Annotated in this window: 23 protein-coding genes, 1 tRNA gene and 1 riboswitch; of the genes, 13 read left to right on the forward strand and 11 right to left on the reverse strand. The window is 68.9% G+C overall.

All coding sequences use genetic code 11. From position 1 onward, the window contains the following. Positions 1–47: 47 nt before the first annotated feature. The 5 genes from AC4PMY_RS03640 (at position 48) to pstB (ending at position 5245) form a co-directional block, all read left to right on the forward strand. The gene (locus AC4PMY_RS03640) at positions 48–986 is read left to right on the forward strand and encodes an NUDIX hydrolase (RefSeq protein ID WP_064296606.1); all 939 of its coding nucleotides are present in this window, start codon (positions 48–50) and stop codon (positions 984–986) included. Positions 987–1178: 192 nt separating this feature from the next. Continuing rightward, complete coding sequence (gene pstS, locus AC4PMY_RS03645) at positions 1179–2270, forward strand: phosphate ABC transporter substrate-binding protein PstS (protein ID WP_491622042.1); 1092 nt, start codon at positions 1179–1181, stop codon at positions 2268–2270. Between the two features lie 130 nt (positions 2271–2400). Further along, positions 2401–3345, forward strand: coding sequence for a phosphate ABC transporter permease subunit PstC (gene pstC, locus AC4PMY_RS03650; RefSeq protein ID WP_064296608.1), 945 nt, complete (start codon positions 2401–2403; stop codon positions 3343–3345). Further along, positions 3345–4445, forward strand: coding sequence for a phosphate ABC transporter permease PstA (gene pstA / locus AC4PMY_RS03655; protein WP_314138986.1), 1101 nt, complete (start codon positions 3345–3347; stop codon positions 4443–4445). Before pstC ends, pstA begins: the two co-directional genes overlap by 1 nt. A gap of 20 nt (positions 4446–4465) precedes the next feature. Then, positions 4466–5245, forward strand: coding sequence for a phosphate ABC transporter ATP-binding protein PstB (gene pstB / locus AC4PMY_RS03660; protein ID WP_056007815.1), 780 nt, complete (start codon positions 4466–4468; stop codon positions 5243–5245). Positions 5246–5371: 126 nt separating this feature from the next. Here pstB and AC4PMY_RS03665 read toward each other — a convergent pair whose 3' ends face one another. From AC4PMY_RS03665 to AC4PMY_RS03675, 3 genes are all read right to left on the reverse strand, one after another. After that, a complete protein-coding gene (locus AC4PMY_RS03665) occupies positions 5372–6220 on the reverse strand; it encodes an anti-sigma factor (RefSeq protein WP_079001790.1) in 849 nt (282 codons plus the stop codon). After that, the gene (sigK, locus tag AC4PMY_RS03670; RefSeq protein ID WP_082916233.1) at positions 6217–6837 is read right to left on the reverse strand and encodes an ECF RNA polymerase sigma factor SigK; all 621 of its coding nucleotides are present in this window, start codon (positions 6835–6837) and stop codon (positions 6217–6219) included. The genes AC4PMY_RS03665 and sigK overlap by 4 nt, the downstream gene beginning before the upstream one ends. Positions 6838–7155: 318 nt before the next feature. Continuing rightward, a complete protein-coding gene (locus AC4PMY_RS03675; protein WP_064296611.1) occupies positions 7156–7785 on the reverse strand; it encodes a hypothetical protein in 630 nt (209 codons plus the stop codon). A gap of 130 nt (positions 7786–7915) precedes the next feature. Here AC4PMY_RS03675 and AC4PMY_RS03680 point away from each other — a divergent pair. Continuing rightward, positions 7916–7991, forward strand: a tRNA-Lys gene (locus tag AC4PMY_RS03680). Positions 7992–8054: 63 nt separating this feature from the next. Here the strand turns inward: AC4PMY_RS03680 and AC4PMY_RS03685 are convergent. The 3 genes from AC4PMY_RS03685 to AC4PMY_RS03695 all read right to left on the reverse strand — a co-directional run bounded on the left by AC4PMY_RS03685 (position 8055) and on the right by AC4PMY_RS03695 (position 10467). Continuing rightward, positions 8055–8747 (reverse strand): ScbR family autoregulator-binding transcription factor, encoded by a 693-nt coding sequence (locus tag AC4PMY_RS03685; protein ID WP_491622043.1) that lies wholly within the window; start codon positions 8745–8747, stop codon positions 8055–8057. Between the two features lie 300 nt (positions 8748–9047). Continuing rightward, positions 9048–9851: a hypothetical protein gene (locus AC4PMY_RS03690; RefSeq protein ID WP_491622044.1), complete on the reverse strand. Its 804-nt coding sequence runs from the start codon at positions 9849–9851 to the stop codon at positions 9048–9050. 4 nt (positions 9852–9855) lie between these two features. Continuing rightward, positions 9856–10467, reverse strand: coding sequence for a TetR/AcrR family transcriptional regulator (locus AC4PMY_RS03695; protein ID WP_137242109.1), 612 nt, complete (start codon positions 10465–10467; stop codon positions 9856–9858). 106 nt (positions 10468–10573) lie between these two features. On the opposite strand from AC4PMY_RS03695, the gene AC4PMY_RS03700 reads away from it, so the two are divergent. Then, positions 10574–12070 (forward strand): MFS transporter, encoded by a 1497-nt coding sequence (locus tag AC4PMY_RS03700; protein WP_491622045.1) that lies wholly within the window; start codon positions 10574–10576, stop codon positions 12068–12070. 81 nt (positions 12071–12151) lie between these two features. On the opposite strand, the gene AC4PMY_RS03705 is transcribed toward AC4PMY_RS03700, so the two are convergent. Then, complete coding sequence (locus AC4PMY_RS03705) at positions 12152–12508, reverse strand: DUF2200 domain-containing protein (RefSeq protein WP_064296615.1); 357 nt, start codon at positions 12506–12508, stop codon at positions 12152–12154. A gap of 117 nt (positions 12509–12625) precedes the next feature. Here AC4PMY_RS03705 and AC4PMY_RS03710 point away from each other — a divergent pair, with 117 nt between their 5' ends. Further along, positions 12626–13729 carry a CPBP family intramembrane glutamic endopeptidase gene (locus tag AC4PMY_RS03710; RefSeq protein WP_491622046.1) on the forward strand — a complete coding sequence of 368 codons (1104 nt, stop codon included), beginning with the start codon at positions 12626–12628 and terminating at the stop codon, positions 13727–13729. Here the strand turns inward: AC4PMY_RS03710 and AC4PMY_RS03715 are convergent. Together AC4PMY_RS03715 and AC4PMY_RS03720 are read right to left on the reverse strand one after the other, a co-directional pair. Then, positions 13671–14186, reverse strand: coding sequence for a YbaK/EbsC family protein (locus AC4PMY_RS03715; RefSeq protein WP_491622047.1), 516 nt, complete (start codon positions 14184–14186; stop codon positions 13671–13673). The genes AC4PMY_RS03710 and AC4PMY_RS03715 overlap by 59 nt on opposite strands. 67 nt (positions 14187–14253) lie before the next feature. Further along, the gene (locus tag AC4PMY_RS03720; protein WP_071259415.1) at positions 14254–15066 is read right to left on the reverse strand and encodes a DeoR/GlpR family DNA-binding transcription regulator; all 813 of its coding nucleotides are present in this window, start codon (positions 15064–15066) and stop codon (positions 14254–14256) included. A gap of 83 nt (positions 15067–15149) precedes the next feature. Here AC4PMY_RS03720 and galT point away from each other — a divergent pair, with 83 nt between their 5' ends. The 3 genes from galT to AC4PMY_RS03735 all read left to right on the forward strand — a co-directional run bounded on the left by galT (position 15150) and on the right by AC4PMY_RS03735 (position 18509). Beyond that, on the forward strand, positions 15150–16301 hold the full coding sequence (gene galT / locus AC4PMY_RS03725; RefSeq protein ID WP_491622048.1) for a galactose-1-phosphate uridylyltransferase: 1152 nt from the start codon (positions 15150–15152) through the stop codon (positions 16299–16301). After that, positions 16298–17458 carry a galactokinase gene (gene galK / locus AC4PMY_RS03730; RefSeq protein WP_491622049.1) on the forward strand — a complete coding sequence of 387 codons (1161 nt, stop codon included), beginning with the start codon at positions 16298–16300 and terminating at the stop codon, positions 17456–17458. The genes galT and galK overlap by 4 nt, the downstream gene beginning before the upstream one ends. A 133-nt stretch (positions 17459–17591) precedes the next feature. After that, the gene (locus AC4PMY_RS03735) at positions 17592–18509 is read left to right on the forward strand and encodes a hypothetical protein (protein WP_064296621.1); all 918 of its coding nucleotides are present in this window, start codon (positions 17592–17594) and stop codon (positions 18507–18509) included. A gap of 26 nt (positions 18510–18535) precedes the next feature. Here the strand turns inward: AC4PMY_RS03735 and AC4PMY_RS03740 are convergent, their stop codons facing one another. Together AC4PMY_RS03740 and glyA are read right to left on the reverse strand one after the other, a co-directional pair. After that, positions 18536–19408 (reverse strand): bifunctional methylenetetrahydrofolate dehydrogenase/methenyltetrahydrofolate cyclohydrolase, encoded by an 873-nt coding sequence (locus tag AC4PMY_RS03740; RefSeq protein WP_071259424.1) that lies wholly within the window; start codon positions 19406–19408, stop codon positions 18536–18538. Between the two features lie 10 nt (positions 19409–19418). Further along, positions 19419–20690, reverse strand: coding sequence for a serine hydroxymethyltransferase (gene glyA, locus AC4PMY_RS03745; RefSeq protein ID WP_064296623.1), 1272 nt, complete (start codon positions 20688–20690; stop codon positions 19419–19421). 42 nt (positions 20691–20732) lie between these two features. Next, a riboswitch (ZMP/ZTP riboswitch) is annotated at positions 20733–20851 on the reverse strand. Between the two features lie 159 nt (positions 20852–21010). Between glyA and AC4PMY_RS03750 the strand changes: the two genes are divergently transcribed. Next, complete coding sequence (locus AC4PMY_RS03750) at positions 21011–22513, forward strand: beta-N-acetylhexosaminidase (RefSeq protein ID WP_491622050.1); 1503 nt, start codon at positions 21011–21013, stop codon at positions 22511–22513. 404 nt (positions 22514–22917) lie between these two features. Next, positions 22918–25179, forward strand: coding sequence for a sigma-70 family RNA polymerase sigma factor (locus AC4PMY_RS03755; protein ID WP_491622051.1), 2262 nt, complete (start codon positions 22918–22920; stop codon positions 25177–25179). Positions 25180–25189: the final 10 nt, after the last annotated feature.

Consider the following 25189-nt stretch of genomic DNA (forward strand, 5'->3'; position numbering starts at 1 on the left):
CCGCAGCGCGACCCACCCGAGCACCACGACACGACGAGGCAGTGACTATGACGACGACGGCAATCTACGCAGCCGGTGCCGTGTGCTGGCGCCTCATCGACGGCAAGGTCCACCTCCTCGTCATCCACCGGACGGTGTACGGCGACGTCACGATCCCCAAGGGCAAGGTCGATCCCGGGGAGACGCTCGCGCAGACGGCCGTGCGGGAGATCAAAGAGGAGACCGGCCTGAGCGTCCACCTCGGTGTGCCGCTCGGCGTCTCCACGTACCCCCTGTCGAGCGGTCGCGAGAAGATCGTCCACTACTGGTCCGCGGAGGTCACCGACCAGGCCGTCCGCGAGAGCACGTTCATCCCGAACGGCGAGGTCGCAGCTCTGGAGTGGGTCACCGTCAAACGGGCACGGAGCTACCTCAGCTACGAGCGCGACGTGGAGATCCTCGACGCCTTCGCCGCGTTGGTCGACGAAGGCGTCACCGCGACCTTCGCCCTCATCGCGATGCGCCACGGGAAGGCCACGTCACCCTCGGAATGGTCCGGCGAGGACGCGACCAGGCCACTGGCGCCGCGCGGGGTCAAGCAGGCCGCGGGGAACGTCCCGACCCTGCTGGCCTTCGGCCCCCGCAAGATCGTGACGAGCACGGCCGTGCGCTGCGTCAGCACCGTCAGCCCGATCGCCGCGGCCGCGGGCATCGAGCCCAAACGCTCCGACCTCATCAGCCAGGACGCCTACGAGCGGGGCGAATCCGACGTCCGCCGGGTCGTCGGTCGCCGTGTCCGGGCGCTCAAGACGGCCATCCTCTGCAGCCACGGGCCGGTCCTCCCCGAGATCCTGCACGAGATCGCGCTCGCCACCGGGTCCACCCGAGGCTCCTACCTCGGGAGCGCCGCCGCACTCGAGACCGGGGCGTTCTCCATCGTGCACCTCTCCCGAACGAATCCGAGCTCCGGCATCATCGCGATCGAGACGCACGAACCCCGCGTCTGACCCATCCGATCGCCCCCCTGAACAGGGGCCGTTCGTGGTGCACTCGCGGCGTCGCCACGTCGGACGCCATGAATCCGTCGATATCCGTTCACCCGTTGTTTACCATCACGGGGGATGCTCGTCATGCCGCATGGTTAGCGTCACTGACGAGCCAGCACCGGCTCGCACCCACACCAATGAATGGACATCCCTGTGAAGTTCTCACGTTTCGGCCGCGTCGCGGTCGTAGCAGCAGTCGCAGCCGTCGCACTGACCTCCTGTGCGGCCAACGAAGGCGGCGCCACAGCCACGAGCGCAGCCGCCAGCGACCTCAAGGGCAGCCTGGCCGGTAGCGGCGCATCGTCGCAGGGCAGCGCCCAGGAAGCCTGGGTCGCCGCCTTCCAGACGGCCAACCCGGACGTCACCATCAACTACTCCCCCGACGGCTCCGGCGCCGGCCGCAAGGCGTTCATCGCCGGCGGTGTGCAGTTCGCCGGTTCCGACTCGGCGCTGTCCGACGAGGAGCTCACGAGCACCTTCGCCGCATGCGCAGCGGACACCAAGGCGATCGACCTCCCGGTCTACATCTCCCCCATCGCGGTCATCTTCAACATCGAGGGTGTCGACGAGCTCAACCTCGACGCCTCGACCATCGCGAAGATCTTCGCGGGTCAGATCACCAGCTGGGACGACCCGGCGATCGTCGCTCTGAACCCCGACGCGAAGCTCCCCTCCACGGCCATCACCGCCGTCCACCGTTCGGACGACTCGGGTACGACGAAGAACTTCGCCGACTACCTGGGCAAGAACGCGCCCGACGTCTGGACCGCTGAGCCGGCCGACACCTTCCCGTTCCAGTCGGGTGAGGGCGCCAAGGGCACCTCCGGTGTCGTCGACACCGTCAAGGGCGGCACCGGCACCATCGGCTACGCCGACGCGTCGAAGGCCGGCGACCTCGGTGTCGCGAAGATCAAGGTCGGCGAGGAGTTCGTCGAGTACAGCGCCGAGGGTGCTGCCGCCGTCGTCGAGGGCTCGCCGCTCGTCGAAGGCCGCGAGGCGAACGACATCGCCATCAAGCTCGACCGCGAGACCACGGACGCGACCCACTACCCGATCGTGCTCGTGAGCTACCTCATCGCCTGCCAGGAGTACGCCGACCCGAAGGTCGCCGACCTCGTCAAGGCGTACGCCGGCTACATCGCCAGCGACGCCGGCCAGGAAGAGGCTGCGAAGTCGGCCGGTGCTGCGCCGCTCTCCGCCGACCTCGCCAAGAAGGTCCAGGACGCGATCGCGTCCATCAAGTAGTCCAACGGTCGAGCGTGCCGGGCCCTGCCCGGCACGCTCGACCTGCGTCACCAGTACTCGCAACACCCGCAGTAGCCGCTCCCCGAGTCCGTCGAGGGGCACCACCATCGCATCGAGAGAACGGGAACCCATGGCTGTCGAGGCCCTAGCTGCGAGACCCAAAGCCAAGCAACGAGTCGGCGACCGCGTCTTCTCGACGCTCTCCCTCGTCTCCGGATCGCTCATCCTCGTCATCCTGGCGGCGGTCGCGATCTTCCTCATCGTCCAGGCGTTCCCGGCCCTCACGGCCGACTCCTCGTCGTTCACCGGTGCTCCGACGAGCTTCTGGGCCTACGTCGGCCCCTTCGTCTTCGGAACCATCTGGGCGGCCATCCTCGCCCTCGCGATCGCCGTGCCGCTCTCGCTCGGGATCGCGCTCTTCATCACCCACTACGCGCCGCGACGACTCGCGGTCGCCCTCGGCTACGTCATCGACCTCCTGGCCGCCGTGCCGTCGGTCGTCTACGGCCTCTGGGGCGCGCTCGTGCTCGCGCCGTTCGTCCAGCCCTTCTTCGCCTGGCTGTCCGAGAACCTCGGATGGATCCCGCTCTTCGGTGGCACGGTGTCCGGCACCGGTCGTACGATCCTCACCGTCGCCCTCGTGCTCGCGGTCATGATCATCCCGATCATCACGGCCATCTCCCGGGAGATCTTCCTCCAGACCCCGAAGCTCCACGAGGAGGCCGCACTCGCGCTCGGCGCGACGCGCTGGGAGATGATCCAGATGGCGGTCCTGCCGTTCGGCCGTCCCGGCATCGTGTCCGCCTCGATGCTGGGCCTCGGACGAGCGCTCGGCGAGACGATGGCTGTGGCCCTCGTGCTCTCCCCCGCCGCCGTCTACTCGTTCTTCCTGCTCACCTCGAGCAACCCGAACACCATCGCGGCGAACATCGCCCTGAACTTCCCCGAGTCCTTCGGCATCGACGTGAACAAGCTCATCGCCACCGGCCTGATCCTGTTCATCATCACCTTCGTGGTGAACTTCATCGCCAGACTCATCGTCAACCGTCGTAAAGAATTCTCGGGAGCGAACTGATGACCGCCACGACCGACCGCCGTCAGGCGTCCATCGCCACGCCGTTCTCCAACTCGCTCACCGCGGGCAAGCTGCCGAAGTTCGCTCCGCTCACCATCCTCGCGGGCAGCCTCATCGTCAGCGGAGTCATCTTCCTGCTGCTGCAGCAGTCGACCGCCGACAAGAGCTACAACGTCCCCGGGGCCGTCGTGCTCGGCGCCGCGCTCTACGCGGTCACCGTCTACGTCGCGTCACTCATGGTCGAAGGTCGCCGGAAAGCCAAGGACCGCCTGCTCACCACCCTGGTGACCGCGGCCTTCGTCGTCGCCCTCCTGCCGCTCGTCTCGGTCGCCATCACGGTGATCTCGGCCGGCGCCGCCCGGTTCGACCTCAACTACTTCTCGCTGTCGATGCGGAACGTCGTCGGTGAGGGCGGTGGCGCGCTGCACGCCATCACCGGCACGCTGCTCATCACGCTGGCCACGTCGATCATCTCCATCCCGATCGGCATCCTGACCGCCATCTACCTCGTCGAGTACGGCCGTGGACGGCTGGCACAGGGCATCACCTTCCTGGTCGACGTCATGACCGGCATCCCGTCGATCGTCGCCGGCCTGTTCGCGTTCGCCCTCCTCGCGATCTTCTTCGGCCCGGGCGTCCGGCTCGGCATCGGCGGCGCCATCGCGCTGTCGCTGCTCATGATCCCCGTCGTCGTGCGGTCGAGCGAGGAGATGCTCAAGCTCGTTCCGAACGAACTGCGCGAGGCCTCCTACGCGCTCGGTGTGCCGAAGTGGCTGACCATCCTCAAGATCGTCCTCCCGACCTCGATCGCCGGCATCATCACCGGCGTGACGCTCGCCGTCGCCCGCGTCATCGGTGAGACCGCGCCCCTCCTGATCATCGCCGGCTTCACCCAGAGCATGAACTACAACCTCTTCGACGGCCCGATGATGACCCTCCCGGTCTTCGTGTACACCCAGTACGCGAACCAGGGCACAGACGGGGCCTCCTACGTGGACCGCGCCTGGACCGGCGCGCTCGTCCTCATCCTCATCGTCATGGCGCTGAACCTCATCGCCCGACTCATCGCCAAGATCTTCGCCCCCAAGTTCGGCCGCTAGGCCGCGAGCAAAGGAACCCCGTGTCCAAGAGCATCGAAGTCAACGACCTCAACGTCTTCTACGGCAGCTTCATGGCCGTCGAGGGCGTCTCCCTCCAGATCCAGCCCCGCACGGTCACCGCGTTCATCGGCCCCTCCGGCTGTGGGAAGTCGACCTTCCTCCGCACCCTGAACCGCATGCACGAGGTGATCCCCGGCGCACGCGTCGAGGGTGAGGTCCTCATCGACGGCAACAACCTCTACGGCCCGGGCGTCGACCCGGTCCTCGTCCGTCGCCAGGTCGGCATGGTCTTCCAGCGCCCGAACCCGTTCCCGACGATGAGCATCAAGGAGAACGTGCTCGCGGGCGTCAAGCTCAACAACCGGAAGATGTCGAAGTCCGACCAGGACGCGCTCGTCGAGCGTTCGCTCCAGGGCGCCAACCTCTGGAACGAGGTGAAGGACCGCCTCGACAAGCCGGGCTCCGGCCTCTCCGGTGGTCAGCAGCAGCGTCTCTGCATCGCCCGCGCCATCGCCGTCTCCCCCGACGTCGTCCTGATGGACGAGCCCTGCTCGGCCCTCGACCCGATCTCCACGCTCGCCATCGAAGACCTCATCGAGGAGCTCAAGCAGGAGTACACGATCGTGATCGTGACGCACAACATGCAGCAGGCGAGCCGCGTCAGCGACAAGACCGCGTTCTTCAACATCGCGGGCACCGGCAAACCGGGCAAGCTCATCGAGTACGACGACACCACGACGATGTTCTCGAAGCCGTCCGTCCAGGCGACCGAGGACTACGTCTCGGGTCGCTTCGGTTGATCTGACGCCGGCATCACGACAGCCCCGCCCGGGATTCCCGGGCGGGGCTGTCGTCGTCTGCAGCACGTCCGCGAGTCTGTCGAGGTGAAGCCTGCCGACAGGCTCTCGCGGACCGGAGGGAACGGACTACGCCGTCTCGATGACCATGATCGGATCGGTGGTGGGCTGCTTGGAGCCACCCTGCGGCTCGACCGTCACGCCGACCTTGTCCCCCGCACTCATGGCGCCGTCGAGGACACGCCAGGTGGTGCCGTTCGCTGCCGAGAAGGTGCCGGCCGAGACCGGGCCTCCCTCGCCGATGTACCAGAGTTCGTAGACCTTGTCCGACGGCAGGGACCCGAGTCCGTCGACGAGCAGGGCGGACTTGCCGAGCTCACCCGACCAGACGAGGGTCGCCGTCGCATCGTCCATCGACACCTTCGCGCGCTGGACGTCGGACGCCGCGTTGATCTCCGCGAGCGCGACCGTCTGCGTGAGGGATCCACCACCGAAGGTGTTCGCGAGTCCGACACCGCCGAAGATGAGGCCGACCGCTGCTGCGGCGCCGACCACCATGCCGACGACGCTGCGACGCCACCGTGAGGCGGCCTTGCGTTCCGCCGCACCGACCACCGGGGTGGTCGCTGCTGCAGCGGGCGGCGTGGTCGTCGGTGTCGAGACCGGCGTCTCGTCGACCTCCGGGACCGCGGTCGGAAGCGCCTGCACCTCGGCGACAGGAGCATCGACGGGGGCGTCAGCGGACAGCTGCGGCAGGTTCTGGATCGCGGCCATGAGCGAGTTCTTGAGCGCTGCCGACGGCTGCACGGGAGGTGCTGCGAGGTCGAGCATGGCGACGGTCTCCTCGAATTCCGCCGCTTCCTCGCGGACGGACTCGTGTTCGGCTCGCAGGCGGTCGAACCGCTCCTGCTCGCGCGGGGTCAGGGTGTGCAGCGCGTTTCCGGCTGCCAGGTCTGTTGCATCGTCTCGCTCGGTCATGTACGCACCCCCAACTCGTCTCGAAGTCTGATCATTCCGTCTCGCAACCTGGTCTTCACCGTGCCGATCGGCACGCCGAGCAGGTTCGAGATCTCGCTGTGACTGTAGCCGCCGTAGTAGGCGAGCGAAACAGCCTCGCGTTGCAGCTCGCTCAACCGGACGAAGGCCCGCTTGACGCGTTCGTGCTCGATCCGGATCTCGACCGTCTCCTGCACGTTGTCGACACGCTCGTCGAAGTCGCGGATGCCGATCTTGAGATCGCGGTCGCGTCCGGCCTGTGAGGCGCGCACGCGGTCGATCGCACGACGGTGGGCCATGGTGAGCACCCAGGTCGTCGCCGTGCCCTTGCCCGCCTCGAACTTCTGGGCGTTCTGCCAGACCTCCAGGAACACCTCCTGGGTGACCTCTTCGGACTGCGCGTGGTCGACGAGCACCCGCTTGACGAGTCCGAGGACCCGCGGGGCGATGTGGTCGTACAGCTCGCTGAACGCGACCTGGTCGCCGCCGGCCACTCGGACGAGGAGCGCGTCGAGCACGTTCGCCAATGACACCTGCGGTGCAGCGTCGGCTTCCGGTCCCGTGGTCACAAGTCTTAGCTTCTCACGGACACCGGCCATTTGCGCGACGCCCACCCGAGGTCGGGTCTGCGTGTACAGTGCGGCGGTCATACACGGAGTTCGGTGCCGACCCGGGATCCGATTGGAGGAATCGACGCGATTCGACACCCCAGTTCCGGTGTCATCACGGAATGGGCGGCAGGAGGGCGAAGACCTCCGGAGAAAGCAAGTGCCAGGCCGCAGAAACGCCTCTCGGCGCAAGGCCGCTCGAAGCGGCGATTTTTGGAGCCCGGGGTTACTGCGGCCCGGCTGAATCAGTGTAGCAAGTGATCGGCGATGGATATTCCCAGGTACCGGGCCTTGACCGGACGGGTCGCGTCAGTCCAGGGAGTCGGTGCGCCACAGCCGCGCGCAGCCGGCGAGTTCCTCGGCGATGGTGCCGAACCGCGCGGCTTTCGTGGTGAGTCTAGCGGCGTCTGCGGGGTCGACGGCGTCCCGGTCGTCCGCGAGGGAGGTGCAGCCGACCGCGTTGATCCGGCAGAAGGAGGCCGCCCGCTCGAGGGCGATCGCGAAGTCACCGGTGTAGAGGCCACGGAGGATCTGGTCGGCGAGGACGATGATCTCCTCAGGCCCGGTCGGTTCGGCCGCGCCGGCGATCACGGGGTCGACGGTGGTGATGAGCTCGGTGCCCCGCTGGAAGCTGAAGCTCGTCCCCACCGGGTCCTGCCGGATGAGCAGGCGCAGTAGGTAGATCCGCCAGAGGGCTCCTGGGAGACTCCGCGGACTGGCGTGCGACCAGAGTTCCGCGATGGCGTCGATCCCGTGCTCGTCCGTGTACGTCACGAGGCGATCCACCACGGCAGGGTCCGGGTCCGCCCGCACCCGGGTGAGGAGTGCGACGGCCGTCTCGTGCGTGATCCTCGACACGGCCTCCGGGTCGAGACCACCCTGGATCGCTTCGAGCATCGACGGCGGCAGCTTCGTCGGACGATGGAATCCCTCGGTCATGCCTGCTCCTCCCTGCGACGCGCTTCGCGCACCCGACAACGGTACTCGTCCCGGCGGGCGATCCTCCCCCCGTCGCCCGGACCCGCGCGTCAACGGGTGCCGTCGAAATCTCGTAGAGTAGAGCGCGTATGGGCCTGTAGCTCAGTTGGCAGAGCATCGGACTTTTAATCCGCGGGTCGTGGGTTCGAGCCCCACCGGGCCCACCACGGACGCGGTTGTCGACCGTGTCACGTCGGGATGTCCGGTCGTCGCCCGTCCAGCGTGGATCGCTACATCGACGCGGCAGGTCGTGCCGGGTGCTCATCGCCCGCAGCGCCGAACGAGTCCTCCCGGATCTGCGTCGCCGCTGCCCGCCTCGTCTCGGGGACGATGGCGTCGATCGCGAGCCGCCACATGCGGTCGACCGACGCTGCGATGTCCGAGCGACCGACCGTCGCCTGAGCGGTGAGCTGGACACCGGTGAAGAATCCGATCAGCGTGCGGGCCAGGTCCGGTGCCGACATCGAGCTCACAAGGTCGCCGGCCTGCAGCGCCAGGTCGAGCTGAGCGGCCGTCCCCGAGATCCAGTCCTCGTAGAACGCGCCGGCCGGTTGGCTCAGCGAACCCTCATCGAGCGTGAGTCTGATCCCGGCGCGGACGACCGGGTCGTTCTCGAGTTGGTCGACCATGGCGCGAGAAATGCGGATGAGCCGCTCGAGGACTCCGTCGTACTGTTCCGACACCCGTGCCATGAGCGGCATCGACCGGTCGTGCTGCTCGTGGATGACCGCGAGGGCGATCTGCTCCTTCGACTTGAAGTGGAAGTACATGGACCCCTGCGAGATCCCGGACGCCTCCGCGATCATCGACAGACTCGCGTTCCCGTAACCGATGCGGTCGAAGACGGTCGCGGCACCCTCGACGATCGCGTCCTGCGTCACCTGCCCGCGCTCCTGCGTCGGCGTTCGTCGCGTCCCCGGCATCCTGACCTCCTCGGACAGCCTGTGTTCCGACTCCGATCCATCGGCGCCGTATCCGTCGACCGTGGCCGGTCGGGGCCTCAGCCTAGAGGCTCGGAGCTCACACAGCCGACGTCTTTCTCTAACTGGTACGAACGACTTATTCGTGTCACACTGATGGAGGTGATGCCGACGCAGTCCACGCGTCAGTGGGCTGTGTGCTCGCGACAGGGGTGCGCGACGCTCATCGCCTCGACCGGTGGGTCGCGCAGGGATCGGGGGATCCAGCGCTGCGTGATCCACCCGGTCTCACACTCGATGTGATCAGCGCGCGAGCAGCTCCGGGAGGCCGATCGCCGTCGCCTCGTCAGCGAGGCTCGCGTCGATCGACACGAACGACAAGACGGTGATCGCGACCCCGACACGTGCAGCTGCTTCCAACTTGTGGTGGCCGTCGAGGACGAAATGCACAAGACCGGTGTGGGCGTCGAAGCTGTCGAACGGCTGCGTCCGGTCCAGCACGGAGACCGCGAGCACGGTCGCCGCTCCCCCGGCTCGAAGCCGCTCCTCGTACGAGGCCACGCGCTCGCGGTCGTTCCGACCGGGCTGCACCATCGGCACCAGGAACTCGAAGAGGGTCTCGTGCTCGCCGGTCGTACGGGTCGAGCCGCGGTAATACGCGGTCGCCGGGTCCTCCGGCGCACCGAGCGTGGGGTCGATACCGCGATGCACGACCTGTTCCCGCGAGAAATAGTCGTGATCGTCACCCGGAGCGACCAGGACGGGCTCGATGGACAGCAGGAGCGGCAGGTAGGTCCCCTCGGGCAGGATCGTCGACACGAGGTCGCGTAACGAAGGATTGTCGATCGCGGGCACGCCCTCGTCCAGGTGATCGTGCAGTGCGTCTGCGGCGAGCGCCCGAGCAGCCTCGTCCAGACGACGGAACAGCAGCGCGCAGCTTCCGCACGGGAAGCTCAACTCGAACGCCTGCGCGCCATCGACGATGAGGTGGCGTCCACCGGGCTCGCGGAAACCAGTGAAGCGCAGTGGGGCGTCCGGTGTCCCGAGGTGGACCGGTGCCGCTCGATCGAGCAGCCCGGTTCGAGATCGGGCGGGTCCGTCGGTCATCGAGCTACTTCCGGACGGCCGGGATGATGACGCCGTCGATCACCGAGATGAGGAAGTCACGTGTCACCGGCTCCCGCAGCATGAGGACGCGATAGCTCACCATCGCCTGGCTGATCAGCGCAAGGGTCTCCACATCGGCGTCCGCGCGGATCTCACCGCGGTCGATCGCGCGCTGCAACAGGAAGCGGTTGACCGCCATGCGCGGCTCCACGATCGCCGCATGGATGGACTCGGTGAGCTCCGGGGCATCCGAGATCATCGACATCACGCCGGCGAACACACGCATCTTGCGCTCGCCCTCGGCGATGGACGGCGCCTTGATCATCGCGACGAGGTCGCCGCGGAGTGAGCCGGTGTCGGGCAGCTTCGAGAAGTCGGGATCGATCTGCTTCATGCAGGCGACCGCGTCGATCACGAGTTCGGACTTCGACGCCCATCGGCGGTAGAGCGTCGCCTTGCCGGCCTTCGCCCGCGCGGCGACCATATCGACCGTCATCCCGGCGTAGCCCGTGTCGGCGAGGACGTCGAGCGCCGCCTCCAGAATCTCCGCGTCGCGGGAGTGGTCACGCTTGCGTCCGAGCTTCGGGGCGTCGATCGGAGTCTCGAGCTGCGTCATCGCGGCCCACCTCCCTTTCGTCTCCCGGAACAGCATAGTTCAGGAACTTCATAGTTCTGGAACTGTTTGGTTTCGAAACTCCTCGGTTCCGTATATGCTCCTGGTCATGACTTCGAACAGTACTGCCGGAACCCCGGCCGTCTCCTCACGCCGCTGGTGGACGCTCGTCACCGTCGGCCTCGCCCAGCTCATGGTCGTGCTCGACGCCACCGTCGTGAACATTGCGATGCCCGCCGCCCAGGCAGACCTCGGATTCTCCGACGGCGACCGCCAGTGGATCGTCACTGCCTACTCGCTCGCCTTCGGCAGCCTGCTGCTCCTCGGCGGACGCCTGTCCGACCTCATGGGCCGGAAGCGGGCGTTCATCATCGGGCTCGTCGGGTTCGCGATCGCCTCGGCCCTCGGAGGCGCCGCCGATTCGTTCGGCACCCTCGTCGCCGCACGGGCGCTGCAGGGCGTCTTCGCCGCCCTCCTCGCACCGACCGCGCTCGCGATGCTCACGACCACCTTCACGATCCCGAAGGAGCGCGCCCGCGCGTTCGGCGTCTTCGGTGCGATCGCCGGCGCGGGTGGCGCGGTCGGACTCCTCCTCGGCGGATTCCTCACCGAGCAGTTCGACTGGCGTTGGAACCTGTACATCAACGTCGTGATCGCCGTGGTCGCCATCGTCGGGGCGGTCCTCTTCATCACCACCCCGAAGACGACCGGCCCCCGCCCCAAGCTCGACGTTCCGGGCACCGTCCTCGTCTCAGGTGCGTTGTTCAGCCTCGTCTACGGCTTCGCCAATGCCGAGACCGACGGCTGGGACTCGCCGCTCAGCTGGGCCTTCCTCGCTGCCGCAGCCGTCCTCCTCGTCGCGTTCGTCCTCTGGCAGCGCCGGGCCGCGCACCCGCTCCTCCCGTTGTCGATCGTCCTCGACCGCAACCGCGGCGCCGCGTTCATCTCGGTCATGATCGCCGGGGCCGGGATGTTCGGCATCTTCCTCTTCGTCACCTACTACCTACAGGCCTCGCTCGGGTACTCACCGCAGCAGACGGGCTTCGCCTTCCTCCCGATGATCGCGATGCTCGTGCTCGCCGCACAGCTGGGGACCAACCTCCTCGTCCCGCGGTTCGGGCCGAAGGTCATGGTGCCGTTCGGCATGACGCTCGGGGCGATCGGCATGCTCCTCCTCACCCGACTCGACCTCGACAGCTCCTATGTCGGCAACGTCATGCCCGCGCTCATGGTGCTCGGCTTCGCGATGGGATCGATCATGCCCGCCTCGATGCAGACCGCGACGCTCGGTGTCGACCGGGCGTTCGCCGGGGTCGCCTCGGCGACGGTGAACACGAGCCAGCAGGTCGGAGGGTCGATCGGTGTGGCGCTGCTCAACACCCTCGCGGCGAGCGCCGCCACGGCGTACGTGACCGACAACGCGCCGCCCACCCCCGAGGTGCTGGCGCAGGCCGCGATCCAGAGCTACCAGACCGCGTACTTCTGGGGTGCCGGGTTCTTCGCGGTCGGTGCGGTGACGGCGGCGCTGCTGTTCCGCCGACGCAACCAGGGACTCGCCCTGCACCACGCCCCGGAGGCGTCCGCGGAGCCGGTGCTCGCGCACTGATCCGACCGGGTTCCGAGCACCGGGCCGTCGCGCACTCGCGCGGCGGCCCGGTGCGTCATCGGAGGGTCTCGCGTTCGGCCGTCAGGCGGAGGTGCGGAGGATCGAGGTCATCTTCTTCCCCTTCGCGACCTCGTCCACGAGCTTGTCCAGCTGACGGACGCGCTGCATGAGGGGGTCCTCGATCTCCTCGACGCGGATGCCGCAGATGAGGCCCGTGATGAGCGACGCATCGGGGTGCATCGCCGGCGCGTCGGCGAAGAAGGTCTCGAAGTCCGTACCGTCGGCGAGCACCCGTTCGATCGCGGCGTCGTCATAGCCGGTGAGCCAGGTGATGACCTGATCCACCTCGGCCTTCGTACGGCCCTTCCGCTCCACCTTCGCGACGTAGAGCGGGTACACGCTGGCGAAGCTCGTCGTGAAGATGCGATGTCCGGCCATACCGGTCAGTCTCCCACCGTCGAGCGTTCGAGACCAGGTCTATCACTGGGTATCCGTCGCTCGTCGTCCATCGCTCGGGGGACGCGTGCTGCCGCGACGGCTGCCTACCCTGGCAGCATGACGAACCCTGGACAGGACCCGCAGACGCCTTCGCCATCACCCTCGACGACACCGGCCTCGACGTCGGCCTCGACGCCCGTCGATCCAGCAGTGCCTCAGCGGCAGCTCGCGACGTACGACCACGCCCTCCGCGCCGCACCAGCCTGGTGGCGTGGCGCACTCGCGCTCCTCCTGCTCGTCGTCGGGTTCCTGATCCTCTCGATCGCGCTCGGCGGCATCGCGCTCATCGTGGACGTGGCCACCGGGGCGTACACGCTCGACGACGTCGCGAATGGCCTCATGACGCTGACGCCGGTGACGATGCTCGCGAACAACCTGTCGCTCGCCGCGCTCATCCCGGTGTCGATGCTCATCCAGTGGGCGATCTTCGGTGTCCGTCCACGGTGGCTCTCCTCGGCGGAGGGGCGCTTCCGCTGGCACTGGCTCGGGCGTCTCGCGCTCATCATCGTCCCGGTGTGGATCGTGTACGTCGGCGCGTCCGTCCTGCTCTCCCCGCTCGAGCCCATCGTGGTCGACGGCACCATGATCGCGATGCTCGCCGTCGTGATCCTCACGACGCCGCTGCAGTCTGCCGGCGAGGAGTACGGGGCCCGCGGCCTCATCCAGCGCTCCGTCGGATCCTGGTTCAGTCGACCGATCACCGCGTTCCTCGTCGGCACCGTCGTCTCCGGCGCGGTCTTCGCCTCGGTGCACTTCGCGGGCGACCCCTGGCTCATCGCCTACTACTTCGTGTTCGGCGCCTCGATGTCCTTCGCCGCCCGAGGGACCGGCGGCCTCGAGGCTCCGGTGCTCATCCACGCGACGAACAACGTCCTCCTCCTCGTCCCCACAGCCCTCATGTCGCAGACCGACCAGGTCTTCGAACGGGGCGAGGGCGCCGGCGGACCGTTCATGCTCATCCCGATGGCGCTCTGTGTCGCGGCAGCCGTCGTGAGCACCTGGTGGGGGCGCAGGAACGGCGTGACCGCGACGGCTCCGCTGCCGCCGAGCCGGGTGACGAAGCAGCAGGGGACGCCGCCGAACGCCATGGCCGCTCCGGTGGCTACATCGACGCAGCTGCCGACGACCCCGCAGGATCCTTCGGCGGCTCCACCGCGATGATCTGCCCGCCGGTCACTCGCACGAGCTCCTCGAAGGTCGTCGGGAACACCGTGTGCGCATGGCCGGCTGCGGCCCAGACCTCCGGGTAGGCGGCGAGCGCCTCGTCCACGTAGGTGCGGATCGGTTCCGGGTGACCGACGGGCGCGACGCCGCCGATGACCTGTCCCGTCGCCGCCCTGACGACCTCGGCGTCAGCACGCTTCAGCCGTCCACCGAGCCGCTCGCCCACCCAGACGGTGTCGACACGATGGGCACCGCTCGTGAGGATCAGGGTCGGCTCGCCGTCGAGCGTGAACACGAGGGAGTTCGCGATCGCCCCGACCTCGATCCCCAGGGCCTCCGCTGCTTGCGCCGCGGTTCGAGCAGCATCGTCGAGCCAGGTGATCTCGCCCTGGGCCCCGCGATCACGCAGCGTCTGCTCGACGATGGACACGGCAGGATGCGCTCGATCACTCATGCGACCATGCTGCCGCACCGGGCCGTCGGCGCGCGAGTGCCGGGGCGCAGCGGCACGCGGCGCGAGGTCAGTCGCCGAGTGGGACCAGCGTCACCGCGAGTCCCGCTTCCCGGAGGAGTGCGATGGTTTCGGGCGCGGCCCCGTCGTCGGTGAGGAGGGCGTCAAAAGCCTCGAGGCCGGCGATCCGGCCGAGCTGCCGCACACCGAGCTTCGAGGCGTCGGCGACCACGACCACCCGCTCGGCGGCGCGAACCATCCTGGCCTTCACCTCGGCCTCGGGCAGGTTGACGTTGGTCACGCCATGGCCTGCGTCGACACCGTTGCACCCGATGAAGGCGAGATCGGCGTGGACCTGGCCGAGCAGCGAACCGGCGAGCGGATCGACGAGCGAATGCTGGAGCGGCCGAAGCGATCCACCAGTGACGATCACCGAGAACCTCGGGATCTCCGACTCGAGTTCGAGCGCGATGGTCAGGCCGTTCGTGATGACCACGACGTCGGCGAGGTCGCGGCGAGCCTTGAGCGCGCGGGCGAGGGCGAGGCCGGTGCTGCCGACGTCGACGATCACGCTCTGACCGGAGCGCACCATCGCGGCCGCCGCCTCTCCGATCCGCTGCTTCGCGTGGGCCGAGGTCGCGGTCGCGAGTTCGATCGGCGACTCGACGGCGCCGCGTCCCTGCACGGGCATCGCACCTCCGTGCACGCGGACGGCCTCGCCCTGGTCGACGAGGGTGTCGAGGTCCGTCCGGGCGGTCACCCGGGAGACGCCGAAGTCGTCGGAGATGTCGGCGACGCGCACGAAACCGCGCTCATCGAGGAGCTCGCGGATGCGGTCGCGTCGCAGTGGGGCGGGCAACTGCGTCGGCTCGTCGTCGGACATGCTTGAATCTTCGCTGACTTGCCTATACTTTTCAAGGCGAAACGTTGTACGTTTCCTTTCGACAACCCGTTCTGAGGATCCCCATGCCCCCACTCGACGACACCTTCGTCATCGACCCGGCGATCGCGAGCTCGACCCAGCGCCTCGCCGACGGTCGCGAACTCATCTACTTCGACGACGTCGACACGACGCTGCCCGCGGAGCGCCTGCCCGACGCTCGCGAACTCGCCCCACGTCCGCCGACCGCGTCCATGCGCCAGGACCCGCTGACGGGTGAGTGGATCTCGATCGCCGCCGCCCGCCAGAACCGGGTGATGCTGCCACCCGCGAACCTCGACCCGCTCGCGCCCGCGAGCCCCTCGAACCCCTCCGAGATCCCGGACCAGTACGACGTCGCGGTCTTCGAGAACAAGTCGCCGTCCTTCGGACCGCTGCTCGAAGACGAGAACGCACCGGTCGACCTCGCCGACCTCGAGACGATCGGGATCGGCCGGACCCGCACCTCGGTCGGGCGATGCGAGGTCGTGAGCTTCAGCCCGTCCAGCACCGGTTCCTTCGGCTCGCTGTCCCGCACCCGGGCGCGCACGGTGATCGAAGCGTGGGCCCGCCGGACGCACGCGCTGTCGCAGATCGACTCGATCCAGCAGGTGTTCCCCTTCGAGAACCGTGGCGAGCAGATCGGTGTCACCCTCCACCACCCGCACGGGCAGATCTACTCCTACCCCTACGTGACCCCGCGCACGCAGCGACTCATCGCCGCGAGCGAGGCCTACGGTCCCGGACTCTTCGCCGACGTCCTCGCCGCGGAGCAGGCCGACGAGCGCGTCGTCCTCGCCGGCGAGCACTGGACGGCGTTCGTCCCGTTCGCTGCGCGCTGGCCCGTCGAGGTGCACCTGCTCCCCCACCGGCACGTGCCCGACTTCGCCGCGACCTCGCTCGAAGAACGGGACGAGCTCGCCGGTCTCTACCTGCGGCTGCTGCGGGGAGTCGACGCCCTGTACGACACCCCGACCCCGTACATCGCCGCCTGGCATCAGGCCCCGACCCGTGTCCACCGCGACGAGCTCCGACTCCACCTGCAGCTCACCTCCCCACGTCGTGGAGCCGACCGCCTGAAGTACCTGGCCGGCTCCGAGGCCGCCATGGGCGCCTGGATCGGCGACGTCCCGCCCGAGACCACCGCCACCGCCCTGCGCGCCGCGATCGCCGCAGCCGATGAGGAGAACCCCGTATGACCGACCTGCAGCGCACCGCCACGAGCGGATTCGAGAACGCCTTCGGCAGCGAGCCGCATGGCCTCTGGACCGCGCCCGGCCGCGTGAACATCATCGGCGAGCACACCGACTACAACGACGGCTTCGTGTTCCCGATGGCGATCGACCGCCGCACCGTCGCAGCCGTCCGTCGTCGCGACGACGACCGCATCCGGGTCTCGAGCAGCTTCTCACCCGAGATCGTCGAGGTCTCGATGCGCGCGCTCGATCCCGACGCACTGCACGGCTGGTCCGCCTACCCGCTCGGCGTCGCGTGGGCGCTCGGCCAGTTCGGGGCACCCTTGCAGGAGCTGCCCGGTGTCGATGTCTACATCGACTCCGACGTCCCGGTCGGGGCCGGCCTCTCCTCCTCCGCGGCCATCGAGGCCTCGGTCGGCGTCGCACTGAACGAGATCTGGCACCTCGACCACGACCGCCGGACGCTCGCGAAGATCTGCCAGCTCGCCGAGAACCGAGCTGTCGGCGCACCGACCGGCATCATGGACCAGTCGGCGTCGCTCCTCGGCCGGCGTGACTGCGGCGTCTTCCTCGACTGCCGTTCGCTCGAGACCGACGTCATCCCCCTCGGCTTCGAGGAGCACGACCTCGAGCTGCTCGTCATCGACACGCGCGTCGAGCACGCCCATGTGTCGGGCGGGTACGCCGCACGTCGGGCGTCCTGCGAGGCGGGGGCCGCAACGCTCGGCGCCGACTCGCTCCGCGACGTCACGGTCGGCGACCTCGAGCGCGCTCGTGAGCTGCTCGACGACGAGACCTTCCGCCGCGTCCGTCACGTCGTGACGGAGAACCAGCGTGTCCTCGACACCGTCCGGACCCTGCGCGAGCACGGGCCGACGTCGATCGGCGAGCTGCTCGTGGCCTCTCACGCGTCGATGCGCGACGATTTCGAGATCTCCGTGCCGGAACTCGACCTGGCCGTCGAGACATCGATGGCGGCGGGTGCGATCGGGTCGCGCATGACCGGTGGTGGCTTCGGGGGTGCGGCGATCGCACTGGTCCCCGTCGCCCTGGCATCGGCCGTGGCCGAGGCGGTCACGGCGGCCTTCGCCGAGGCGTCCTTCGCCGCCCCGACCATCTTCCCCGTCCGCCCCGCCGCCGGAGCCACCCGAGAGTCCTGACCTTCCCCACCCCTGCCCGCGAACTGTCAATTCCGGCTAGTCCCGGCCGCTCGGACTAGCGTCGAGTGACAGTTCGCGGGCTGGGTGTGGAGAACTTCCGACGCTGAAACACCGCAGTCGGCACCGTGGTGGGATGGTCCGCCGACGTCCCCTCCCCCTCGAACTCAGCAAGCAGCCGTTCTCCATGGCCGAAGCCGACGAACTCGGCGTGCCTCGATCGCGGCTACGAGCGCGCGACCTCGCCACGCCGCACCGAGGCGTCCGGGCACCGCTCGACCAGCCCACGGACATCCCCGGACGCTGTCACGCCTATGCCCCGCTCCTCCACGATGGGCAGTTCTTCAGCCACGTGAGCGCGGCGGCCTTGCACGGCCTCCCCGTGCCCACCTGGGAACACGAGGCACCACTCGACGTCGCGTCCATCGCGCCGGCACGCGCGCCTCGAGGATCGGGCGTGCGTGGGCATCAACTCGACGGGGACCACTGGGAGGTCGTCGCCGTCGAAGGGCTGCCGGTACTGACCGCCGTCGACGCCTGGTGTCAGCTCGGAACCCGACTCCCCTTGGACGACCTGGTGATCGCCGGCGACGTGTTGCTCCGCCGCAAGCGACCACTGGCATCGGAGCAGCAGATCGTCCGCGGGCTGGCACGGATGAACGGCCGTCGCGGCGCGAAGCGGCTGCGGCTCGCGTTCTCGATGATGCGGCCTCGGACGGATTCGCCGATGGAGACCGCATTGCGCCTGCTGATCGTCCGCGCGGGCCTTCCGGAACCACTCGTCAACGAGGTCATCTCAGACGCCCCCGGACGGTTTCTGGCCTTGGGCGACCTGGTGTATCCCGAACAGCGGGTCCTCGTCGAATACGACGGCGGCACCCACTTCTCGGATGAACGGCAGATCTTCCACGACATCGATCGCCTCGACCGAGTCATGGCAGCGGGCTGGCGGGTCATCCGGGTGAATCGCTCGCACCTGACGGACCCGTCGCCCATCCTCACCGCCCTGGCTCGCGAACTGTCACTTCCGGCTAATCGCGGGGCGCCGGACTAGCGTCGAGTGACAGTTCGCGGGCTGGGTTAGGGGGTGGCCATGCGGACGACGTTGGCGAGGAGTCCGACTCTCGTCATGGGACCGACACCACCGGGGTTTGGGCTGATCCACGAGGCGACCTCGGCCACGTCAGGGGCGACGTCGCCGACGACCCGGGACTTGCCGGTCTCGGGGTCGGTCTCGCGGCTCACACCGACGTCGAGGACGATGACGCCGGGCTTCACGGCATCGCGCGTGACGATCCCGGGGACGCCCGCCGCGGCGACGATCACGTCGGCGGTGCGGAGGATGTCGTCGAGTCCGACCGTTCCGGTGTGCGTCAGCGTGACCGTCGCGTTGTATTCGCGACGGGTGAGCAGCGGGCCGATCGCGCGACCGACGGTGACCCCGCGGCCCACGACGACGACGTGCTTGCCCGCCCAGCTGATCCCGTGACGTTCCACCAGCTCGATGACGCCCTTCGGCGTGCACGGCAACGGCGTGTGGATCGGGCGGTTCACGTTGAGCACGAGACGACCGAGGTTGGTCGGGTGGAGCCCATCGGCGTCCTTCTCGGGATCGATGCGCTCGAGGATCGCGTCGGTGTCGATGTGCTTCGGCAACGGCAGCTGCACGATGTAGCCGGTGCAGCTCTCGTCGGCGTTGAGCTCGTCGAGGACGGCCTCGAGCTCCTCCTGCGAGACCGTCTCGGGCAGGTCGCGTCGGATCGACTCCATGCCGACCTCGGCACAGTCGCGGTGCTTGCCGGCGACGTACCACTGCGAACCGGGGTCGGAACCGACGAGGACGGTGCCCAGCCCGACCGAGATGCCGCGCTCCTTGAGCGCGGCCACCTCGATCGCGAGTTCGGACTTGATGGCGGCGGCAGTGGCCTTACCGTCGAGGATCTGTGCGGTCATGTGCCCGCCCCTACTGCTGGAGGCCGGGGTAGAGCGGGAAGCGCTCGGCGAGCGCCGTGACGCGCTCCCGGAGGGCTCCGGCCTCGGCACCGTTGCGCAGCGCGAGAGCGATGATGTCGGCGACCTCGGCGAACTCGGTGTCGCCGAAGCCACGCGTCGCGAGTGCCGGGGTCCCGATCCGCAGACCGGAGGTGACCATCGGCGGGCGCGGGTCGAACGGCACCGAGTTGCGGTTGACCGTGATGCCGACCTCGTGGAGGAGGTCTTCGGCCTGCTGGCCGTCGAGCTCGGAGGTGCGGAGGTCGGCGAGCACGAGGTGCACGTCGGTGCCGCCGGTGAGGACGTCGATACCGGCGGCCTTCGACGCCTCGGAGGTGAGCGCCTCGGCGAGGAGCTTGGCACCGCGGAGCGTCCGCTCCTGGCGGTCCTTGAACTCCGCCGTGGCGGCGAGCTTGAACGCGGTCGCCTTGGCGGCGATGACGTGCATGAGCGGCCCGCCCTGCTGGCCGGGGAACACGTTCGAGTTGAGCTTCTTGGCGAGCTCCATGTCGCGGCTCACGATGAAGCCGGAGCGCGGGCCGCCGATGGTCTTGTGCACGGTGGAGGAGACGACGTCGGCGAACGGCACGGGCGACGGGTGGACGCCTGCGGCGACGAGGCCGGCGAAGTGCGCCATGTCGACCCAGAGCTTCGCACCGACCTCGTCGGCGATCGCGCGGAACGCGGCGAAGTCGAGCTGGCGCGGGTAGGCGGACCAGCCGGCGATGATGACCTGGGGCTTGTGCTCGAGTGCTTTGTCGCGGACGACGTCCATGTCGACGAGGAAGGTCTCGGGGTCGACGCCGTAGGAGACGGCGTTGTAGAGCTTGCCGGAGAAGTTGAGCTTCATGCCGTGCGTGAGGTGGCCACCGTGGGCGAGCTCGAGACCGAGGATGGTGTCGCCGGGGGTGGCGATCGCCGAGAGGACCGCGGCGTTGGCCGTGGCGCCCGAGTGCGGCTGGACGTTCGCGTACGCGGCTCCGAAGAGGCTCTTCGCCCGCTCGATCGCGAGGGACTCGGCGATGTCGACGAACTCGCAGCCGCCGTAGTAGCGACGACCCGGGTAGCCCTCGGCGTACTTGTTGGTGAGGACGCTGCCCTGCGACTGCAGGACGGAGACGGGCACGAAGTTCTCACTCGCGATCATCTCGAGGGTGTTGCGCTGGCGACCGAGCTCCTGCTCGAGGACCGCAGCGATCTCGGGATCGACCTCGGAGAGTGGCGCGTTGAAGGTGTCGGACAAGACTGGCTCCCTTTTGTGACAGAACGGATGTCGGTGATGTGCCGTTTCGGCCCAGGCGTGCGGCCGAATCCGCCCTTGTCTTCAAGGTGCAGGGTCGCTCCCCGATGGTGAACCATCTGAGGCGGAGCGGAACTCCGTCTATACGCCAGTTGCGACTGCTAGCAGCATAGCAACGGGACGCCCGACGCGCACCGTCCTGTGGAGGGGGCGGGCAGCGGTGGGGGCCGGTGTGTCAGGATGGCCCGACGCTTGTTCACCCTCCGAACAAACCCCGTTCCGACCCCCACGATCCCGGGTCGCCGACGCTGAAGGAACCACGCATGAGCCTGCTGCCCCGCCCCATGTCGCAGACCACGGACGCCTCCGCTCCCCCGTTCCGGTTGTCGGCGGATTCGGTGATCCGTACCGACCCGTCGGCGGCGACCACGGCTCGGATCCTCGCCGAGGCCCTGCGCGCCTCGACGGGCTTCGACCTCCCGGTCGAGACCACCGGCACGGAGGAGGTGGCGGATTCGGCGGGTGCGGACATCGCATTCTCGGTCGACCCCCGCCTGTCGACGACGAGCGGGGCCTACCGATTGACCGCCGCGGCCTCCGGTGTCGAGATCGTCGGCGCGGACGCCGACGGGGTCCACCATGGCACGCAGACACTCAGGCAGCTCCTCCCGCCGAGCAACTGGGCGTCGACGGCCGGCGCACAGGACTGGATCATCGCAGCGACCGTCATCGACGACGCGCCGCGCTTCGCGTACCGCGGCGCGATGCTCGACGTCGCGAGGCACTTCTTCACGGTCGCGCAGGTGCAGCGGTTCATCGACCAGATCGCCGCACTCAAGCTCAACCACCTGCACCTGCACCTCACCGACGACCAGGGGTGGCGCCTCGAGATCGCCGGGTGGCCGGAGCTCACCGGGATCGGTGCGGCGACCGCGGTCGGTGGTGGTGCGGGCGGCTCGTACAGTGCCGACGACTACCGGGCGATCATCGAGTACGCCGCCGACCGCCGCGTCACGATCGTCCCCGAGATCGACGTCCCCGGACACACGAACGCGGTCCTCGCGGCGTATCCCGAACTCAACCCGGACGGCGTCGCCCGCGAGCCCTACACCGGCACGGAGGTCGGCTTCTCGAGCCTCGACATCCATGCCGAGTCCACCTACATGTTCCTCGACGACGTCTTCACCCAGCTCGCCGCGATGACTCCGGGTCCGTACCTCCACCTGGGTGGCGATGAAGCGCTCGCCACCACTGACGCGGACTTCCTCCACTTCGCCCGTCGGGTGTCCGAAGTGGTCGCCACGACCGGGAAGACCGCGATCGCCTGGCACGAGTTCGGCGCGTCTCGGGACCTCGCCCCCGGCACCATCGGCCAGTACTGGAACTACGTCTCCCCCGAGGACGGCCACGCCGACAAGCTGCGCTCGTTCGTGGATCAGGGCGGGCAGGTCCTCATGTCTCCGGCCGACGTCGCCTACCTCGACATGCAGTATCCCGGCGTCGCGACGGCCGGCCTCACCTGGGCGGACGGCCCCACGAGTGTCGAACGCTCCGCCGTCTGGGAGCCGACCGAGATCGTCGAAGGTGTCGGAGAGCAGGACATCCTCGGCGTCGAGGCCCCGCTCTGGACGGAGACCGTGGCCGATGTGCAGACGCTCGAGTTCCTCGTCTTCCCTCGGATCGCGTCCATCGCGGAGATCGGCTGGTCGGAGCGACGCACGCCGGACTGGAGCGACTTCCGAGACCGGCTGGCCGGCCTCGCTCAGGGCTGGTCGGCCGCGGGCATCGCCTTCCACCGCTCCCCCGAGGTCGGCTGGCTCGACTGATCCGGGCGACGGACGGGAAGGCGGCCGGGAGTGGCGCTCGCCCCCGAGCACCACTCCCGGCCTGTCGACGGGTACGCACGAAGGCGCCCCCTCCCGTCGAGATCTGCAACGTTTCGGGTCCGTTGCCCGATGCACGCCGGCCGTGGCGCGCATCGTGGCCGTCCGAGGACGACCCAGCCGGGTCCCCGTCGCCGGGAATCCTGCTGTTCATCCTGAGAGAGTGCATCCCGAACAGGTCATGACGCGGTTTCCCAGAACAATCGGAACGGATCTTCCTCGGCGCCAGCGGCTGTCCGCGAGACACCTCGTGCCAAGATGAGGGATCGGCGTCATGATCCCGCTCCACCCGACTCTCTTGGGCGGGCACGGTGCCCGGTAGTGCGCAGCTCGCAGACGGAGGCATCATGAGCCTGGACACATCCCCGGCTTCATCGCTCACCGAGCGATCGGATGCCGAGCTCATCGAGCACACCCGCACGGGCTCGCAGGACGCCTACGCGGAGCTGTGGCGACGACACTCGAACGCCGGACGGACCGTCGCCCGGTCCGTCACCTCGAGCCTCGATCCCGACGACCTCGTCTCGGAGTCCTTCGCCCGCATCTATCAGGCGGTCCGTCGCGGGAAGGGACCCACCGGCGCCTTCCGCCCCTACCTGTTCACCACCATCCGGAACACGGCGGCCGCGTGGGGCCGATCGCGTCGGGAGACCTCGCTCGACACCCTGGACTCCTTCGAGGACCCGGACACGAACGAGGCCTCCTCGATCGAGGCCCTCGATCGCAGCCTGAGTGCCCGAGCGTTCCGGAGCCTGCCGACCCGATGGCAGGAGGTGCTGTGGTACACGGAGATCGAGGCGATGACGCCTGCGGAGGTCGCGCCGCTCCTCGGGATGAAGGCCAACTCGGTGTCCGCGCTCGCCTACCGAGCACGCGAGGGGCTGCGCGAAGCGTGGATCCAGGCGCACCTGCAGGCCGTCGACGACGACTCGGAGCACGCCTTCACGATCAGCAGGCTCGGATCGTACGCGCGCGGGAACCTCTCCGCCCGGGACACGGCCAAGGTCGAGTCGCACCTGGACGCCTGCCAGCGGTGCACCATCGTGGCCGCTGAGGCGAAGGAGGTCGGCTCGCGCATGGCGCTCGTCCTCCTCCCCCTCGTCGCAGGCGCCGCCGGTGCGGCCGGCTACACCGCGTGGTTGCAGGCGAACGGCCCGTCGGCGACCGCGGTCGCCGCGATGCCTGCCGGTGTCACCGGTGGGGTCGCAGTGACGGCGCATCTGGGCACCTCGGTGGCGGCCTCCGGTGGGGTGGCGGCCTCCGGTGCAGCCGGTTCCGGTGGCGCCGCGTCGGGTGCCGGCGCCGCGTCGGGTGCCGGCGCCGCGGGTGCTGCGGCGGCGGGTCTCTCCGGCGGGATCATCGCCGCGATCGGTGTCGGCGTCGTCGCAGCGGTGACCGCCGCCGCGCTCGTCCTGGGTCCGGTGGTGTTCCCGCCGACCGCCGACACGCCGACCTCCGGCACGGCTGCTGGGCCCACCGATGCGCCCGCCGCCCCGTCCCCGGATGCGGCCCCGATCGCCGGCCCGACGCCGACACCCTCCTCCCCGGCGCCGGCGCCGGCACCGAGTCCGAGTCCGACTCCGACTCCGAGTCCGAGTCCGAGTCCGAGTCCGAGTCCGAACGAGGACGGGACGCCGGATCCCGTCGTGGTCTCCCCGCAGGTTCCGACGCCCGCTGCCCCACCGGTCGCTCCGCCCGTCACCCCGGTCGATCCCGTCGACCCGACCGAACCCACAGCGCTCCCGGTGCCGACCATGGTCGCCGACTCCGGCGGTGGCTACCTGTGGCCGACGTTCAGCGGCACGGGAGCGGCCGGAGCCACCATCGACGTCCTCGACGGCGACCTCGTCGTGGCTTCGACGGTCGTGCCGGGGTCCGCGCAGCGGTCATCGGTCGCAGCCGCCCCGGTGACCGGGACCTGGTCGACAGGACCGGTCGTCCTCAACCGGTCTGGGACGTTCACCCTCACGGTGCGCCAGACCCTCGGTGACCAGGTCACCGTGTCCGCGGAACCTGCCGGCATGACGATCTCCGGGCCCTCGATCTCCGGATTCGAGACGATCCTGTCGTTCCGGATCCTCGAGCCGGACGCACCGATCGTCATCAGCGGCGCTCCGAACGGCGCGATCGGGTACACCCTCGACGGTGGTGACGAGCAGCGCGTCGCGCTCGATGCCGACGGTCGGGCGACGCTCACCGGCGCCGCCGTGGCCGGCGGGTTCCACGAGCTCAGCGTCTGGAGCGTCGACCCCGCGGACCCATCGCGCGTGGGACCTGCGACCTCCGTCGAGTACCTCTCGCTGACCGGACTCCTGAGTACCGAGTCCGCCGTCGATCCGGCGACGGCCCCGCTCCCGGAAGCGGTTCTGGACACCGCACCGGAGGCGGTTCCCGCTCCGCTCCCTGTTCAGGCCGTCGTCGAACCGATCGCGGACCAGATCCCGGTGGAACCGGCTCCCGCGACGGAGCCGGACATGCCGAGTACGACCGAGCCTGATCCGGCGACGGAGACGGAGACGCCGGTGGAGACCGCGCCCGACATCACCGCGCCGCCCGATGGCGCAGACGCCTCACCGGCGCCGACGACGGACGAACCGGCGGTACCGTAAACGGTCACGC

This window comes from Plantibacter sp. MDV22-iso1 (genome assembly GCF_058408345.1).

Excerpts from the sequence above, each read along its gene's own strand:
- AC4PMY_RS03705 (WP_064296615.1), bottom strand. The coding sequence starts at position 12,508 with ATGGCCGGACATCGCATCTTCACGACGAGCTTCGCCAGCGTGTACCCG.
- AC4PMY_RS03685 (WP_491622043.1), bottom strand. The coding sequence starts at position 8,747 with ATGCCGGGGACGCGACGAACGCCGACGCAGGAGCGCGGGCAGGTGACG.
- AC4PMY_RS03665 (WP_079001790.1), bottom strand. The coding sequence starts at position 6,220 with ATGACCGAGCGAGACGATGCAACAGACCTGGCAGCCGGAAACGCGCTG.
- sigK (WP_082916233.1), bottom strand. The coding sequence starts at position 6,837 with ATGGCCGGTGTCCGTGAGAAGCTAAGACTTGTGACCACGGGACCGGAA.
- AC4PMY_RS03690 (WP_491622044.1), bottom strand. The coding sequence starts at position 9,851 with ATGACCGACGGACCCGCCCGATCTCGAACCGGGCTGCTCGATCGAGCG.
- AC4PMY_RS03740 (WP_071259424.1), bottom strand. The coding sequence starts at position 19,408 with ATGACCGCACAGATCCTCGACGGTAAGGCCACTGCCGCCGCCATCAAG.
- AC4PMY_RS03715 (WP_491622047.1), bottom strand. The coding sequence starts at position 14,186 with ATGAGTGATCGAGCGCATCCTGCCGTGTCCATCGTCGAGCAGACGCTG.
- AC4PMY_RS03695 (WP_137242109.1), bottom strand. The coding sequence starts at position 10,467 with ATGACGCAGCTCGAGACTCCGATCGACGCCCCGAAGCTCGGACGCAAG.
- AC4PMY_RS03735 (WP_064296621.1), top strand. The coding sequence starts at position 17,592 with ATGGTCCGCCGACGTCCCCTCCCCCTCGAACTCAGCAAGCAGCCGTTC.
- galK (WP_491622049.1), top strand. The coding sequence starts at position 16,298 with ATGACCGACCTGCAGCGCACCGCCACGAGCGGATTCGAGAACGCCTTC.
- AC4PMY_RS03675 (WP_064296611.1), bottom strand. The coding sequence starts at position 7,785 with ATGACCGAGGGATTCCATCGTCCGACGAAGCTGCCGCCGTCGATGCTC.
- AC4PMY_RS03755 (WP_491622051.1), top strand. The coding sequence starts at position 22,918 with ATGAGCCTGGACACATCCCCGGCTTCATCGCTCACCGAGCGATCGGAT.
- galT (WP_491622048.1), top strand. The coding sequence starts at position 15,150 with ATGCCCCCACTCGACGACACCTTCGTCATCGACCCGGCGATCGCGAGC.
- AC4PMY_RS03700 (WP_491622045.1), top strand. The coding sequence starts at position 10,574 with ATGACTTCGAACAGTACTGCCGGAACCCCGGCCGTCTCCTCACGCCGC.
- pstC (WP_064296608.1), top strand. The coding sequence starts at position 2,401 with ATGGCTGTCGAGGCCCTAGCTGCGAGACCCAAAGCCAAGCAACGAGTC.
- pstA (WP_314138986.1), top strand. The coding sequence starts at position 3,345 with ATGACCGCCACGACCGACCGCCGTCAGGCGTCCATCGCCACGCCGTTC.
- AC4PMY_RS03750 (WP_491622050.1), top strand. The coding sequence starts at position 21,011 with ATGAGCCTGCTGCCCCGCCCCATGTCGCAGACCACGGACGCCTCCGCT.
- AC4PMY_RS03640 (WP_064296606.1), top strand. The coding sequence starts at position 48 with ATGACGACGACGGCAATCTACGCAGCCGGTGCCGTGTGCTGGCGCCTC.
- AC4PMY_RS03710 (WP_491622046.1), top strand. The coding sequence starts at position 12,626 with ATGACGAACCCTGGACAGGACCCGCAGACGCCTTCGCCATCACCCTCG.
- AC4PMY_RS03720 (WP_071259415.1), bottom strand. The coding sequence starts at position 15,066 with ATGTCCGACGACGAGCCGACGCAGTTGCCCGCCCCACTGCGACGCGAC.